Source organism: Bacillus sp. JJ1521, assembly GCF_036965165.1.
Classification (GTDB): Bacteria; Bacillota; Bacilli; order Bacillales; family Bacillaceae_L; genus Ferdinandcohnia.
In genome coordinates this window covers 2,554-19,001 of sequence record NZ_JBALOX010000134.1, presented here as the reverse complement: position 1 = coordinate 19,001, position 16,448 = coordinate 2,554, and the positions used below count along the sequence as shown (strand labels likewise).

Genomic DNA, 16,448 nt, shown 5'->3' with positions numbered 1-16,448 from the left:
CACAGGAAGTGATCATAAAGACGTTGCCACAGGAAGTGGCGTACTTAGTCTTTGATCTTACTGCTCGAAAAGTTTCCTTTGAAAAATCGTGGCATCCGCCGAAGGCTTTAACTTTATTATGCAGAAGTATGGGCTTCTGAATAATAAGGTTATAAAAATACTTATAATAGTGATAATACCACTTATACGAAACAAAAAGCCATCATAATGATGACTTTTTGTTATTCTTGCGTTTCAGGAGTGAATTTAATGGTAATAATCTGTTGAACAACTTCTCCAGTGTTAAATGGATATTGGAATGGCACACCATTTATTTCGATTGCAAGATCTGAAGACCTTCCAATATTAAAATTGACTTCAGATTGGTTCGATAGGTCAATTTCCTCTGATTGACCATTTGCTATTGTTTTATAGACGAATTTTTCACCTTGTCTATTTTTAACAGAAACCCATGCTTGCCCATCTGCTTTTGCTGTAAGTTTCACCTTAAAAGTATCCGTATTTTTCAACTCAAAAGTTGCAGTACTCTTCTCTTTTGCAATTTCTACTAGCTCCTGCGGTTGAGTTTCTTCTACAGGTTCTCCTTCAACATTATCGGTATCACCGGCTACCTGTTCTTCTTCGTTCGCTACCTCTTTTTGTTGTTCATCCTGTACAGGAGGTGGCTCATCTGATGCTTCATATTGTGTTTTCTGACTCTCTAGTTGCGTATCCGGTTCTTGGGCAACATCCTTATTAGATACAAACCAGTAGATCGTCATCGCACCACCAAGAAGGAAAAGGACCAATATAATCATCGGTACTTTATCTACGATTTTCGAACTGGTCGTAGAAATTTGCCTTCTCGATTGTACTCTTGAAATTTGTTCAGGAATTTCATCATTATATGTACCTGGAATTTCTGACTTAAATTCCTCAAATATTTCCTCAGGATTTAGCCCGACCGCTTCTGCATATTGCTTAATGAATGCACGGACGTAGAATTTACCAGGCATTACAGAAAAATTTCCCTCTTCGATTCCAACCAAATACCTCTTTTGAATTTTTGTAATTTGTTGTAAATCATCTAAACTTAGATCTTTTCGTTCTCTTGCTTCTTTAAGTCGAGAACCTAATTCAGTCATTTTATTCACCTACCAATTCACAGAATACCTATTGGTGTATTCGCGTTCATAATACTAGCATTTTTATCCTACTTTAGTAAAGGATTAACTATAAAAAATTAAAATTCGAAACCTGAAAAATCAGACCTAGAAAACTGTTGGTATTCGATATCAAATGTAATTTCTTCTTCAGGATCATTTCGTAATTCAATAATATAATCAAAATCCTTCAATGTATATTCCGTATGACGTACAAACATATCAGGATGCTCCACTAATTTAACAGCAGGAAGTCTCATGATCTCCCTGACTAGCTGCAAATGTCTTTCAGTTGCGCGCTTAGTTGAAACAATACCGTCGATAATAAAAAGATTATCGACATTGTACTCATCATGAATCAACTCATTTCTCATTGTTTGTTTTAATAAAGTCGATGAAACAAATAACCACTTTTTATGCGCACAAACACTCGCAGCAACAACTGATTCGGTCTTACCGACCCTTGGCATTCCACGAATTCCAATAAGCTTATGGCCCTCCTGCTTAAAAAGCTCAGCCATAAAATCAACAAGAAGCCCTAATTCATCGCGAGTAAATCGGAATGTTTTTTTATCATCTGCATCCCGTTGTATATATCGTCCATGCCTGACCGCAAGCTTATCACGAAGCTTCGGTTCTCTAAGCTTTGTAACGGTTATCGTATCCATTGTATGTAAAATTGATTCAAGTCTTTCAATTTGCTCATTACTATCACATAATAAAAGCATTCCCCTTCTACGATCGTCTACACCATTTATTGTAACAATATTTATCGAAAGCATTCCCAATAATGAAGAAATATCCCCAAGAAGTCCCGGGCGATTTTTTGCAATTTCATATTCCAAATACCACTCTTTTTTCTCCAAAATACCCCAGCCCCTCATAGTGGTTAAATTCCCAATTATAAAATAACGCATCATTTTTATTATAAACTAATCCATTCACATTTTATAGAGGGGTAGAAAAAAAAGAAGGAGATTGAAAAAATAAAAAAGAGAGGAAAATCCTCTCTCGTTTCCAAACACTCACCAAACCTATTGGACAAGCTTTACCATTACATTAGCAATTGCTTGTTGCTCTTCCTCAGAAGCAACATTCCAAAGGTCTCGCAATACTTTTTCTTGAGCATTTTTCGGCTCAACTTCACTTGCAAGGTAATCACCTAGTTGATGAGCCATATCACTGATCACGTTTTGATCCATTCCTTCGGTTTTAGCATGCTGCAAGCGATCACCTAAAAAATTTTTCCAATCCTCGAAATTATCTAATACTGACATAAGTGACCCTCCTTATTAGGTTATTACAATGTTAGTTTGTCGATTGGAAAAAAATTTATTCGTTAAAAGAAAAGTTTAGCAATGCCAACCACCATTTACAGACAAAACTTGCCCCGTAATATAAGAAGCCTTATCCGAAAGTAAAAAAGCAACCGCATTTGCGACCTCTTTTGGCTCACCAATTCTCCCCATTGGAATTTCCTCGCTAATGCCTTCCATATCTTCCGGGGTAAATTCCTTAAGCATGTTTGTATTAATCGCACCTGGTGCAACAGCATTCACTCTAATTCCACTTAGCGCAACTTCCTTTGCCAAAGCTTTTACAAAAGAAATTTGCCCACCCTTTACCATTGAATAGAGCACCTCACATGAGGCACCCGTGATTCCCCAAATCGAGGATATAACGATGATATTTCCACTTCTCTTAGTAATCATTGTTGGAAGCAATTCTTTTGTTAACAAATACGGTGTACTAATGTGAAGTTGTACCATTTGTTCCACCGTCTTTTGGTCAAAATCTGTCATGAGCCCAAAGACACTTTTACCAGAATTATGGATGATTGTATCAATTGGATGTTGAATTTGGTTAACTACATGTTCCACACTATTCGGCAGACTTAAATCAGCCTTAATTAGAGAAGATTCCACACCATCAAGAGCTAATTCTTCTGCTACTTTTTTAATTGCCATTTCATTTTCATGGTAGTGAAGGTATAACGAATAACCAAGATTTGCAATTTCTTTTGCAATTGCGCTTCCTATCCCTCCACTTGCCCCTGTAATCAACGCATATTTTTTCATACTAATTTCCCCTTAAAAAAGCATCCTTTCATAAAAGGATGCTCCGTAACCTTAACTTTTTGGTATTACCTGGCACTCAGTCATTCGAATTTCCTCAAAAAATTCATTCACAGTATTTGTAATATCGTCCAATGTTAGGCTTTCCATTATTGGAACGACATCAAATAAATTCATTTCATTAAATGCATATCTTGTAAATTGATTTGCAATATAATCTGGTGAATTTAGGGAGCGTAAAAATGCCCCAATTTTTTTCTTTTTCACTCGCTCTAGTTCTTCTGAAGTGATCCCTTGATTTTTACTTGAAAGCAAAATCGTTCTTATTTTGGAAGATAATTCATCTGGGTTAGGAGTGTCACCACCAACTATGGCAAAACCAAAGCCTTGCTCTTCGGTATAATCATACGAAAATGTATCATCAATTAAGCCTTCATCATATAACGCCTGATAATGCTTTGAGCTTTTTCCAAATAGCCAATCCAAAATGATCGTAATTGACAATTCTTGCTTCAACAATTCGTCGCCTTTACGTGACGGATTTAATGCTTTTACACCTACCATACATTTTGAGGATTGAACATTCATTTCAAGAACTTTCTTTTTTTCATTTACTTCGATTGGTTCATCTTCAAAATGGCGCTTGATTTCTGGCTGATCCTGATAATCCTTTGCCGCTTGGTTAGAACGAATTTGCTCCATTACTTTTTCCGGTTCAATTGCACCTACAACAAATAATACCATATTGCTCGGATGATAGAAGGTTTCATAGCATTCATACAGCATATCTTTCGTTATTTTGGCGATTGAATCAATTGTTCCGGCAATGTCAATTCGTACGGGATGATTTTTATACATATTTTCAATTACACCGAAATATAGTCTCCAATCAGGGTTGTCATCGTACATCGTAATTTCTTGACCGATGATTCCTTTTTCTTTTTCCACCGTTTTCTCGGTAAAGTACGGACTTTGAACAAAGTCAATCAATGTCTTTAGGTTCAATTCCACATTGGATGTACTTGAAAAAAGATAAGCAGTTCTTGTAAATGAAGTAAACGCATTCGCTGATGCACCCTGTTTACTAAAATCCTGGAATACATCACCATCTTCTTTTTCAAAAAGCTTATGCTCTAAAAAATGAGCAATCCCATCTGGTACATGATCGAATTCATCCTTTCCTAATGGCACAAATTGATTATCCACAGAACCATAATTTGTGGTAAAGGTAGCATAGGTTTTATTAAATCCCTTTTTCGGAAGGATATAGACATTTAGGCCATTGTCAAGCTTCTCATGAAAAAGGTCCTCTTGAAGTTGATCAAATGTGATTTTTTCCATTACCTTCCACTCTCCAATCCTGTAAGGAAGTAGATGGTATCCAGGTCAATTTTTTTAGCAACATTAACTACTTCCTCCTTCGTTACAGCTTCTATTCCAGAAATCCATTCTTCGAGTTTTCTCGGTTTTGAAGAAATAACATTATGATATAAAACCTCTGCAATCCCTCTGGAATTATCTATTGTTTCAAGAAGTTGATTCCGTATAACTGCTTTTGTTTGAGCCAGGATTTCTTCTGTGAAATCACCATCAATCATAGCTTGCATTTGTTCCTTGATGATTGTTACCGCTCGGTCAAAATTAGCATCATCGATTCCAGACATCACCATTAATAGACCCTTGTGACTTTCGACTCTTGATGCTGCATAATAGGCCAAGCTTTCTTTTTCACGGACATTAATAAAAAGCTTCGAATGCGAAAATCCACCAAAAATCCCGTTAAATACTTGAAGGGCATCATAATCGGAATCACTATATGTTGTATTTGTCCGGTAGCCAATATTAAGCTTACCCTGTTTAACATCTTGTTTTTCAATAACCTCATTGACTTTTTCAACCTGTTTTGATTTGATTTCCACATGTGAACGCTTGCTTCGAGCTGTAAATACAAAGGCAGATGAAACAGTTTCCTTTACCTTTTCAGGTTCGATATTTCCAATAATATAGAGGTCTATCTCGTCTTCTGCGATCGCTTTTTGATAATAACTGTATAAGGATTCTGCTGAAATGCTATCAATATCTTCAATTCTTCCGTTTACGTGGAGGTGATATGGTTCATCCTTACACATTTCTTCTACTAGCCGTAAATTCGAATACCTCATTTTATCATCATTAACGGCTTGTATTCGCTGTTTTAGGCTACGTTTTTCTTTTTCAACAGTTGCACTTTTAAAAGCTCCATTTTCCGTAATAGGTGAAAGCACCATCTCCTGTAACAAGAAAATCGCTTTATCAAGCAATGGTGTCTGGTCTTTTAAAAATATTTCATTTGCAATTTCAATGAAAAAGGTAATAATGTGATTTTCACCTTTTTTCGCTAAATCCACATATAACACAGCCCCATATAATTCGTCTAAATAAGAACGTAGACTTGTTGTCTGCGGGTAACTAGTTGTTTCACTTTGCAGGACATAGGGAAGCAATGCCCTCTGTGTTACGTACTCCTCCTGGAGCGGGGCTTTTATTCTAAGTACAATGGTATTCGTTTTAAATTTATCTGTTTTAATCGTATGCAGTGTCAACCCATTTAATTTATGCTCAGTTTCATCCAATAAAAACATGTAAACATAGCCTCCTTTTTGGTCATAGCAAAACCCTTTATGGCTATTTTTCAACCAAAGACGTTTAATTAATCTTAAAATCACTATAACCTCAAATTAGTAATAATTTCAAGTTTTGATCCAAAATTTTCCCTATAAAAAAGGAATGGCATTCTGCCATTCCTTAAAAAATGATTATCTTATCGTTTTCCTGAATCAAACGGTTCTCCAGCAGCTTTTGGTGCTTGAGAAGATTTAGAGAATATAACCAATGCAATTAAAGTTACCACATAAGGGAAAATCTTCAAAAGAATTGGAGGAACAACCGCAAGCTCTGGGATAACCTGTGAAACGTTGGCAACAGTACTTGCAAAACCAAAGAATAAGGTAGCACCCAATATTCCAAGTGGCTTCCATTGTCCGAAGATTAATGACGCAAGTGCCAAAAACCCTAAACCGGAAACTGTACCCGTAAATTCACCAGCATACGTAACAATGATAAGACCTCCGCCTAAACCCGAAAATGCTCCAGAAAGTATTACCCCAAGGTAGCGTACGCGTCTTACATTAACCCCTGCAGCCTCAGCAGCTTGCGGGAATTCACCACAAGACCGTAAGCGAAGTCCTGTTTTAGTTTTGTATAAAACAAATGCACTAATTATTAAAACAAGTAGAATAAACCATGTAGTTAAATACGTTTTAGTAAAAAACAGATCACCGATAACTGGAATAGAGGACAGTCCCGGAATATTAAACGGTGCAAAACCACTTGTAATACGGATATTTCCACTACCAGTTATATTTCGAGCTAAGAATACCGTTAATGCACCCGCAATCATATTGATTGCAGTACCACTGATAATTTGGTCGGCATTTAAGTTAATACTAGCGAATGCATGTAAGAGAGAAAAGATCATCCCCACAATCGCCGCAGCTAATAATCCGATCCAAAGAACTAAATTATGGTTTAAAGATGTACTTTGAAGATAATTAACTGTCAATGCCCCTGCAAAAGCCCCAAATATCATTAGACCGTCTAAGCCAATATTGACGACTCCACTTCGTTCACTGAATAAACCTCCAAGTGCTGTAATAAGAAGAGGGATCGTAAAAACGATTGCATATGGAAAGATTTGTTCTATTATAGACCACATTTTACGCTTCCTCCTTTTTCACAGCAGCACCGTTAGAATTATTACGACGTTTCTTAAACTTATTCAATAAACGCTGGATTAAAATACTTGTAGCCGCAAAATAAATAATAATCGCAATAATCGTATTTGCAATTTCCGGTGGGATTTCAGTCATTGCGTTCATAAATCCTGTTCCAGAATAAAGAATTCCAAAAAATACAGCTGCAAAAAATACTCCAATTGGATGGTTAGCCCCGAGTAGTGCAACGGCAATGCCATCAAAGCCTTGTGATGGCAAAATACCAATTTGCATGCTGGTTGCATTTCCTGTATACATTGCAACCCCAGCAAGTCCTGCTAATCCACCAGAAATTAGCATAGATAATACAATATTTGAATTTACTCGCATACCTGCAAATTCTGCAGCATGTCGGTTAAACCCAACGGCTTTTAATTCAAACCCTAACGTAGTTTTATTAATAATGAAACCTACGATAATAACAGCGATAATTCCTAAGAAAAGACCAAGGTTGATATAAGAGCCTTGGAACATTTCAGTTAAAAATGGCACACGTAAGGTAGCTTCATCTGCTAATTTTCTTGATTCAGTCTCAAGAAACTCTCCTTTAAAATAACCAGGCACAACATAATAAACTGTCCAATATGCAACCCAGTTCATCATGATTGTTGAAACAACTTCATGTACATTAAATTTTGCCTTTAACAGTCCAGGAATAAATGCCCAAAGTGCTCCGCCTAGTAGTCCTGCTAAAATCATTACAACTAAAAGAATTGGTCTTGAAAGGTCAAGAGTTAATCCAACCGCCGTTGCAAGAAGTCCACCGATTAACATTTGACCAGAAGCCCCTATATTAAATAGACCTGTACGGAATGCGAAAGCTACTGATAAACCTGTAAAGATTAATGGTGTTGCCGTAGCTAATGTATCACCAATCCTTGAGATGTTTTTTAATCCTCCTTGGAGCAAGTAACTATATCCTTCGAAAGGATTGCTTCCAATAAAGAGCATTAATATTCCACCGGCGATTAAACCAAAAAGTACTGCAATTAATGAAACAATTGTAGTTCTCATACACTTCTCTCCTTACCTACACCAGCCATCATGAGACCAACCTCATTTTCATTTGTTTCAGATGCGTTCACAATTCCAATGAGTTCACCATTGTTAACGATGGCAATGCGATCAGATAGCTGCAATACTTCATCTAGTTCTAGAGAGATTAAAAGTACTGCTTTTCCTTTATCACGGTGTTCAATCAATCGTTTATGAATATATTCAATAGACCCAACATCAAGTCCACGAGTTGGTTGAACGGCAACTAGCAATTCAGGATCTAATTCAAGTTCACGTCCTATGATTGCTTTTTGTTGGTTACCACCGGATAAGGTTCTTGCTATGGAAACTTCCCCTTCTCCTGAACGCACATCAAAATTTTCTAATATTTTCTTTGCATATTCTTTCATTGCAGAAACTTTTAATAGACCATACTTTGAAAACGGTGGTTTATTATAAACCTCAAGTACCATATTGGATTGAAGTGAGTAGTCTAGAACAAGTCCACGCTTTTGTCTATCTTCAGGAATATGAGCAATTCCCTTATCAATTCTCTTACGAACCGATAGAGTTGTGATATCCTCACCGTTTAATAAAATTTTTCCTGATTCAGCCTTCCGAAGACCTGTTATCGCTTCTACTAACTCAGATTGACCATTTCCTTCAACACCTGCAATACCCACAATTTCTCCTTTCCGTACATTTAGAGAAAAGTTCTTTAATCCTAAAACTTTTCGATTATTTTTTACGGAAAGAGAATCTATTTCTAATACCATTTCACCTGGTTTACTTTCTACTTTATCTACATTAAAGGAAACATGGCGACCAACCATCATCTCTGCTAAGCTTGCTTCACTTGCTTCAGCTACATTTACTGTTCCTATGTATTTACCACGACGAATAACGGTACAGCGGTCAGCTACAGCCTTAATTTCCTTCAATTTATGTGTAATGATGATGATAGATTTTCCTTCTTTAATCAAATTACGCATGATTTTCATTAATTCATCTATTTCATTTGGAGTTAATACTGCTGTAGGCTCATCAAAAATAAGTACATCGGCATCACGAAAAAGCATCTTTATAATCTCCACCCGTTGCTGCATTCCAACAGAGATGTCTTCTATTTTTGCATGTGGGTCTACATTCAATCCATAATGCTTGACAATTCCTCAATCCGTTTTGCGGCATTATTAATATCAAGGACAACCCCATTCTTGATAGGCTCGCTTCCTAAGATGATATTTTCAGTAACCGTAAAATTATCAACTAATTTAAAATGTTGATGCACCATACCAATACCGAGGCGGTTTGCCACATTAGGATTGGTGATATGCACTTGTTCCCCATTTACTTTAATAATTCCTTGCTCAGGCTGATACATTCCAAATAAAACACCCATAAGAGTGGACTTACCTGCTCCATTTTCACCAAGTAGAGCGTGTATCTCTCCCTTTTTTAAAGTAAGAGTGATATTATCATTTGCTATGATACCAGGAAATTCTTTCCTAATATTCAACATTTCTACAACATATTCCATAGTAGCACTCACCTTTTTTCTAGACTAGTCCCTTATTAGGAGTCCCCTATCCACACCAAAAAATGTAGAAAGTTGTGTTACATTCACGTTTTTAGGTTATATACAAAAGAGACGGATCAAAACCGTCTCTTTTTAAACAAACTTACTTGATTAGATCACCTTGTTCACCGGAGACTTTAATTTCACCAGATTTAAGCTTTTCAAAAATATCCTTTACTTGAGTTACAGTTTCATCGCTTAAGTTAGGATTTTCATCTGGAATACCTACACCATCATTTGTAACATCATAGGTTAAAGTTTTTCCACCAGGGAATTCTCCATTTAGCTCTTGTCCAATTAATTCTTGAGTTGCGTGAGCAAGCTTCTTCATTGCAGACGTTAAAGTAACAGACTTTTCACCTTCATAAATTCCTTCAGAATATTGGTCAACGTCAACACCAACCATCCAAACTTCTTCGCCTGCTTTAGCACGGTTTTTAGATTCAGTAAACGCACCAACACCTACACCACCAGCAGCAGCAAAGATTACATTTACTCCACGATCATACATTTGTGCAGCAATTTGTTGACCAGCAGCTGAGTTATCAAATGAACCTTGATATACTACGTTGTCTGCTTTAATCGTTAAATTTGTTCCTAGGTTTTCGTTCGCATAAGCTACACCCTGTTGGAAGCCCCAGTTAAACTTTTGAACAGCTGGAATTTCCATACCACCGATAAATCCTGCTTCTCCTTCTTTTAGTTCAAGAGCAGCAGCTACACCAGCTAAGAAACCGGATTCATGCTCAGCAAAGAATACAGCGACAGTGTTATCAGCAACAGCTGGAACAAAGTCACCTTTGTGCGGATTACCGTCTAGAATAATAAATTTTGCATCTTCATATTTAGATTGTGCTTGAAAGATTGCTGTTTCAAATTTGAATCCTGGCGCTACGATGAATTTGTAGCCTGCATCGTAAAGGTTACCCATTTCTTTTAAGTATTCTGCTTCAGTAGTACCAGCTGGCTTAAGATATTTTTCTTGAATTCCTAGCTCATCCTTCGCAGCTAAGATACCTTCCCATGTACCTTGGTTAAATGATTTATCATCAATTGTACCAGCATCCGTAACCATACCTACTTTCAGGTCAGCACCTTTGCCATTTCCTTCACCTTTACCTTCGTCACCAGCACCTCCACATGCACCTAGTAATGTTCCAGCTGCAAGAAGAAATGCAAGACCAAAACCTGCTTTCTTTTTAAACATGAATTAACCCCCTAAAAAAATTTAATTAAAACAAATTCTTACTTTAAAATATTTGTTAGTAACGGACTACTTATTCACCTCCTTAAAGTGTACCTTTTTTTTCCATTTTTATAATACACGTTTTCTAACAACATGGAAGGAAAATACGTCAGCTCTAAAATAATTTTGTGAAAATAATACAGGTTGATCATTTTCGTCATAATGCATTTGTTTTAATAGCAAAAGGGCAGTTTCCGGATCACAATTTAAAATAGGGGAAATGATCTCATGGTACCCAATTGGTTCAATATGGGTCACGGCATATGTTATTTTTCTTCCTGCTTTATACTCTAATAATTCAAAGAGCGATTCCTCATGTGAATAACTGGAAGGTAAATTTTTACTCAGTATTTTATCGATACAATACACAACAGGCTCACCGTTTGCTGTACGTACCCGCTCAATCACTGTTATTTCTTCATTTTCTATACAACTAAACCCTTTTATATCACCGTCAGTAGGTCCCTTCACTGTTTGCGATAAAAAGATTGTTCCAGGTGACATTCCAGCTTGAATAATCATATCGGTTATACTGCTTATTTGCTCAATTCCGGAATTAAAAAGAGGTTTTGCGTTTACAAAAGTTCCAACACCATGTCTTCTAATAATGACATTCTCTTCTTCTAGTATTCGTAAAGCTTCTCTTAACGTTGCTCTACTAACACCTAATTGTTTTGCTAGGAGAAATTCTGATGGTAGCTTTTCTTTTTCTTTGTAGACTCCGTTGTCAATATCAAGTCTGATTTGATCTATCACTTGCAAATACAATGGTCGATTATCTAACTTGATAGTCATCTGCAGTTCCCCCAGTTTATGTATAGTCATCAGACCTCTGATGTTAGACCGATATTAATCCGACAATAACTATATCATTTTTTCCATAAGAAATAAATAACAATTGCGCAATTTGTCGAAAAAAAAAGAAGAGCATCTGCCCTTCTTTATACAATTAGGTTTAACTACCTACATCTTCATTTTTTGTTGAAACAAGGACTGCCCTTGGTTTGCTTCCCTCATATGGACCAACTATACCTCTTAGTTCCATAGCATCGATCAGTCTTGCAGCTCTTGTGTATCCTATCCGAAATCTTCGTTGCAGCATTGACACGGATGCTGTTTGCATTTCAATAATAAGCTGTACAGCGTCATCATATAAATCATCATCCACTTCATCAGTTGCTTCAACCGTATCTGTCGGAATCATTTCCTCTTGATATTGAGCTTTTTGTTGAGAAATGACAAAATTAACAATCTCTTCGACCTCATCATCCGACAAAAACGCACCTTGTACACGAACAGGCTTTGAGGCACCAACTGGTAAAAATAACATGTCACCTCGACCTAGTAATTTCTCGGCTCCACCCATATCTAGAATTGTCCTAGAGTCTGTTTGTGAAGAAACACTGAAAGCAATACGTGAAGGAATATTTGCTTTAATAACCCCAGTGATAACGTCAACAGAAGGTCGCTGCGTAGCAATAATTAAGTGAATTCCAGCAGCACGAGCCATTTGTGCTAAACGTGTGATAGAATCCTCAACATCCGATGAGGCAACCATCATTAAATCTGCTAGCTCATCAACGATCACGATAATGTATGGAAGAGAAGGTTGCTTCGCCTCTTCTTCACTATTATGACGACGTATATATTCATTGTATCCCTCAATGTTTCTCGTATGGGTATGTGAGAATAATTCATATCTTCGTTCCATTTCATTCACGACTTTTTTAAGAGCCTGCGAAGCTTTTTTAGGATCTGTTACAACCGGTGCTAATAAATGTGGAATTCCGTTATACACATTTAATTCAACCATTTTTGGATCGATCATCATCATTTTCACTTCATGAGGTTTTGCCCTCATTAGTACACTCGTAATAATGCCATTAATACATACACTCTTACCACTTCCTGTAGCACCTGCTACTAATAAGTGAGGCATTTTATTAAGTTCCGCAAATTTAGCCTCACCCGAAATATCACGGCCAAGCCCAATTAATAACTTAGCATCTGAACGCTGAGGTTCAATATCTTCTAGCACCTCACGTAAAGATACAACAGCGATTTCGGAATTCGGGACTTCAATTCCAACTGCCGATTTACCTGGGATAGGAGCCTCAATCCGAATATCTTTTGCTGCTAATGCAAGTGCTAAATCATCACTTAAATTAACGATTTTACTTACTTTTACCCCAACGTCAGGGTATACTTCATATTTTGTCACAGCTGGACCGAGGTGAACTTTTGTCACCTTAGCCTTTACCCCAAAGCTATGGAATGTTTTTTCTAGCTTTCTAGCATTTTCATAAATATTTTCATGTTCCGCACTTTGACTTGTTTGTTTTGGAGGATGCAGAAGCTCAATTGGTGGCAATTGATAATCTACATTCTCCAGTTCGCCATCTGAAAAGGTAATTGGCATTTTTTCATCATGGTCATCATCTTTTGCATGACGTTGTTGCTCATGTTTTTCGTGATGGTTCTCTTGGTCTCTAGTATAAGCCTTGTCTGCAAAGTTCGAGATAATCGGCTCAATTGGAATCTCAACTGGTACTTCTTCGATTGGGTCTTCTTGTGAAAAGTGAACTTCCTGTTTTTTAGCCTCTTTCTTACTTCGTTTTTCTTTTTTTGGCTGATTTTTACGTTGCTGGGACCAATTATTGATATCATCAACAAATGCAATCCATTGGTTTTTAAAAAATGTACCAACAGGACTAAAAATTTTCGCAATTGTGTCATGAAGCGATTTACCCGTAACAAGTACACCACCAATTACAATTAAAAAGACGGAAATAATCTTAGTACCCGTTTCATCAAATAAAAAATACGAAGCAGCAAAAAGGATAGAACCAATCATTCCCCCACCTAAATCTGTTGTGCTCGTATTGCCATTTACAACTGCCCAAAACATTTTCCATGTATTTTTGATAACACTAGGGTCCGTAAATTTGCCATCATTTGTTTGTAAATTAAATAAGGGAATATGACTTAATAGTAGCATTGCGCTAATGATTAAGTAGACTCCAATCAATTGCCTTGTAATGATTCTAGGCCATGCACGGTTCCAAATGATATAAAGTGAAACTAACAAGAGCCCGATTAATCCAAGAATGTCCCAATTCCCAAGGAAAAATCGAAATAAATAGACGAGCCCTGTCCCCACTGTTCCAAGCCTGGCTAATCCTATACATGCTAGAGCTAGCAATAATAATCCGAGCAATTCAAATTTTAGTGTTTTTTTCCACTCATCTTTCCGCTTCGACTGTCTACGTTTTCGTTTCGCCATACTACACCTACTCTACCAATCAATAGATAAAGCAGCCAAATTATGGCTGCCTACTTAATGAAAATCTAATTAAATTATAACATAATCAAATGCGCCTTTGTGCATTTGCGCCCAGATTTTTTACGAGCCTGCTCGAAAAGGTTCCGTTGAAAATCGCATGTCTCCGCCGGAGGCTTTAACTTTATTCAGGCGAAGTAGTAGCCTTCTCTGAATAAGGTTATACCAAAATGTCTCAAAATCTTATTTTTTGTCCAGGAGAATATCTTCCATCTAGAAAATGCTGAGGATCCGTGCTCATGACCCTTTCAATTGTGTATTCACCGTTTTGGGAGCTGCTAACAGCCAATGAAACACCATTTACATCGACATATTTCAATTGATTATCTTCAATTTCAGTATGTGGATAAATTAGTTCGTGCGGCATCATTGTATATAAGATCATTGAATCATCTGCTCACTTTCGTCAGATAGATTTTTCTCATCAATTAACTCATTTAATTTCTTTATTGCTTGACCAATCCCGCCAATCTCATCAATGAGTCCATACTCCACTGCATCCGAACCAATTACATTTGTCCCAATATCTCTTGTTAAATTGCCTTTTGAAAACATCAATTCCTTAAATTTATCTTCTGAAATATTTGAATGACTTGTTACAAAATTTACAACACGCTCTTGCATTTTATCAAGGTACTCAAACGTCTGTGGCACTCCAATCACAAGGCCTGTTAGTCTTACGGGATGAATTGTCATTGTCGCGGTCTCGGCAACGAATGAATAATCACAGGCTACTGCAATTGGTACCCCAATCGAATGACCACCTCCTAAAACAATAGACACAGTTGGCTTTGAAAGCGATGCAAGCATTTCAGATATTGCAAGTCCTGCTTCCACATCTCCTCCAACTGTATTTAAAACAACGAGCAAACCTTCAATTTTTGGATTTTGTTCAATCGCAACAATTTGAGGTATAACATGTTCATATTTCGTTGTTTTATTTTGCGGTGGCAATTGAATATGACCTTCAATTTGACCGACAATGGTTAGGCAATGGATCTTACTATCATTGGACATTTGGGGGACATTTGTTTGACCTAATTGCTGTATTTTTTCTACTAATGACGAACCCTTTGAACCATTTTTATCTTGATCCTCTTGTGGTTGTTCTTCATTTATGTATTGATTATTATTCATCGTATTCTCCTTTCAACCCATTTACCAATTAGTATAAACACTAGACCCCTTTTCATTCCAAAAGAAAAAAGCCAACCAAAGATTGACTTTTTCATACATACTATTAATTTGAAATTAAATTTGATAATTGAATTCGTTCTTGCTCGTTTAAAGGGACAAGTGGCAGGCGAACAGATCCTACATCCAGTCCCTTTATTTGTAGAGCTGTTTTTACAGGTACAGGATTTGGGGCTGTAAATAAGCCCTTCATGATTGGTAAAAGCTTCTGATGTTGGCTAGCAGCTTCGGCCACATTACCGGCTAAAAATGCCTTCACCATTTGCTGCATCTCATTGCCAATTACATGGGAAGCAACCGATACAACACCTTTTGCACCAATTGAAAGCGCAGGTATTGTAATGCCATCATCACCGCTGTATAGTTCAAATTGATCATCGGTATATGCAATAATTTCAGTCATAGCCTCTAAGCTCCCGCTTGCTTCTTTTACAGCTACGATATTCGGAACTTTAGATAACTTAATAATGGTTTCAACTGACATATTAATAACCGATCTACCAGGAATATTGTATAACATAACAGGTAAATTTGTACATTCAGCAATTGTTTTAAAATGCTGATAAAGACCTTCCTGGTTTGGCTTGTTATAATACGGAACAACGAGCATTATACCATCAACACCAGCTTCTTGGGCTTTTTTGGTAAGCTCCATTGATGCGTACGTATTATTACTTCCTGTTCCAGCAATGACCGGAATTCTGCCGTCAACCACTTTTACAACGTGACGGAAAAGCGCCACTTTTTCCTCAGAAGATAATGTGGGAGATTCACCTGTTGTACCCGCTACAACCAGTGATTCAGTACCATTGTTTATTAAGTAATTGATCAACTGTGTTGTTTTACCGAAATCGATGTTTCCTTTATTATCAAATGGTGTCACCATCGCCGTAGAGATTCTTCCAAAGTCAATCATGCTTTTACACCTACTCCCATCAATTACGCCTAGAATATCAATAAAAACCCCTAGGCTTAATCAAAAAATTAAAAACAATTGATATTGAATAAGAAAAGGACACCCCCGCCAATCGGAGGCTCCCTGCTTCTTCATCTTAATAGTCTAC

14 protein-coding genes and 1 pseudogene are annotated in these 16,448 nt (G+C 37.0%); all 15 read right to left on the bottom strand.

Annotated features, from left to right (window positions below; all coding sequences use genetic code 11):
- Positions 1 to 221: 221 nt before the first annotated feature.
- The 15 genes and pseudogenes from V7147_RS17635 to dapA all read right to left on the bottom strand — a co-directional run bounded on the left by V7147_RS17635 (position 222) and on the right by dapA (position 16,300).
- Positions 222 to 1,124, bottom strand: a complete 903-nt coding sequence (locus tag V7147_RS17635; RefSeq protein WP_335369144.1) for a helix-turn-helix domain-containing protein — start codon at positions 1,122 to 1,124, stop codon at positions 222 to 224.
- Positions 1,125 to 1,222: 98 nt separating this feature from the next.
- The gene (locus V7147_RS17630) at positions 1,223 to 2,008 is read right to left on the bottom strand and encodes a DUF3388 domain-containing protein (RefSeq protein WP_335369143.1); all 786 of its coding nucleotides are present in this window, start codon (positions 2,006 to 2,008) and stop codon (positions 1,223 to 1,225) included.
- 168 nt (positions 2,009 to 2,176) lie between these two features.
- Positions 2,177 to 2,419 carry a DUF3243 domain-containing protein gene (locus tag V7147_RS17625; RefSeq protein ID WP_335369142.1) on the bottom strand — a complete coding sequence of 81 codons (243 nt, stop codon included), beginning with the start codon at positions 2,417 to 2,419 and terminating at the stop codon, positions 2,177 to 2,179.
- 75 nt (positions 2,420 to 2,494) lie between these two features.
- Positions 2,495 to 3,220 (bottom strand): elongation factor P 5-aminopentanone reductase, encoded by a 726-nt coding sequence (gene ymfI / locus V7147_RS17620; RefSeq protein WP_335369141.1) that lies wholly within the window; start codon positions 3,218 to 3,220, stop codon positions 2,495 to 2,497.
- Positions 3,221 to 3,271: 51 nt separating this feature from the next.
- Positions 3,272 to 4,558, bottom strand: coding sequence for an EF-P 5-aminopentanol modification-associated protein YfmH (yfmH, locus tag V7147_RS17615; RefSeq protein WP_335369140.1), 1,287 nt, complete (start codon positions 4,556 to 4,558; stop codon positions 3,272 to 3,274).
- The gene (gene yfmF / locus V7147_RS17610; RefSeq protein ID WP_335369139.1) at positions 4,558 to 5,838 is read right to left on the bottom strand and encodes an EF-P 5-aminopentanol modification-associated protein YfmF; all 1,281 of its coding nucleotides are present in this window, start codon (positions 5,836 to 5,838) and stop codon (positions 4,558 to 4,560) included. The genes yfmH and yfmF overlap by 1 nt, the downstream gene beginning before the upstream one ends.
- Before the next feature lie 179 nt (positions 5,839 to 6,017).
- Positions 6,018 to 6,971: an ABC transporter permease gene (locus V7147_RS17605; protein ID WP_335369138.1), complete on the bottom strand. Its 954-nt coding sequence runs from the start codon at positions 6,969 to 6,971 to the stop codon at positions 6,018 to 6,020.
- Between the two features lies 1 nt (position 6,972).
- Positions 6,973 to 8,043 carry an ABC transporter permease gene (locus tag V7147_RS17600; protein WP_335369137.1) on the bottom strand — a complete coding sequence of 357 codons (1,071 nt, stop codon included), beginning with the start codon at positions 8,041 to 8,043 and terminating at the stop codon, positions 6,973 to 6,975.
- Positions 8,040 to 9,565, bottom strand: a pseudogene (locus V7147_RS17595) (ABC transporter ATP-binding protein). The gene V7147_RS17600 and the pseudogene V7147_RS17595 overlap by 4 nt, the downstream one beginning before the upstream one ends.
- 142 nt (positions 9,566 to 9,707) lie before the next feature.
- Positions 9,708 to 10,811, bottom strand: coding sequence for a BMP family lipoprotein (locus V7147_RS17590; protein WP_335369136.1), 1,104 nt, complete (start codon positions 10,809 to 10,811; stop codon positions 9,708 to 9,710).
- A gap of 108 nt (positions 10,812 to 10,919) precedes the next feature.
- Positions 10,920 to 11,645: a GntR family transcriptional regulator gene (locus V7147_RS17585; RefSeq protein WP_335369135.1), complete on the bottom strand. Its 726-nt coding sequence runs from the start codon at positions 11,643 to 11,645 to the stop codon at positions 10,920 to 10,922.
- A gap of 160 nt (positions 11,646 to 11,805) precedes the next feature.
- Entirely contained in the window at positions 11,806 to 14,133 is a 2,328-nt protein-coding gene (locus tag V7147_RS17580) for a DNA translocase FtsK (protein WP_335369134.1), read from the bottom strand.
- Between the two features lie 232 nt (positions 14,134 to 14,365).
- A complete protein-coding gene (locus tag V7147_RS17575; RefSeq protein ID WP_335369133.1) occupies positions 14,366 to 14,575 on the bottom strand; it encodes a YlzJ-like family protein in 210 nt (69 codons plus the stop codon).
- Entirely contained in the window at positions 14,572 to 15,327 is a 756-nt protein-coding gene (locus V7147_RS17570) for a ClpP family protease (protein ID WP_335369132.1), read from the bottom strand. The genes V7147_RS17575 and V7147_RS17570 overlap by 4 nt, the downstream gene beginning before the upstream one ends.
- Before the next feature lie 103 nt (positions 15,328 to 15,430).
- Positions 15,431 to 16,300 carry a 4-hydroxy-tetrahydrodipicolinate synthase gene (gene dapA / locus V7147_RS17565; RefSeq protein ID WP_335369131.1) on the bottom strand — a complete coding sequence of 290 codons (870 nt, stop codon included), beginning with the start codon at positions 16,298 to 16,300 and terminating at the stop codon, positions 15,431 to 15,433.
- Positions 16,301 to 16,448 lie beyond the last annotated feature (148 nt).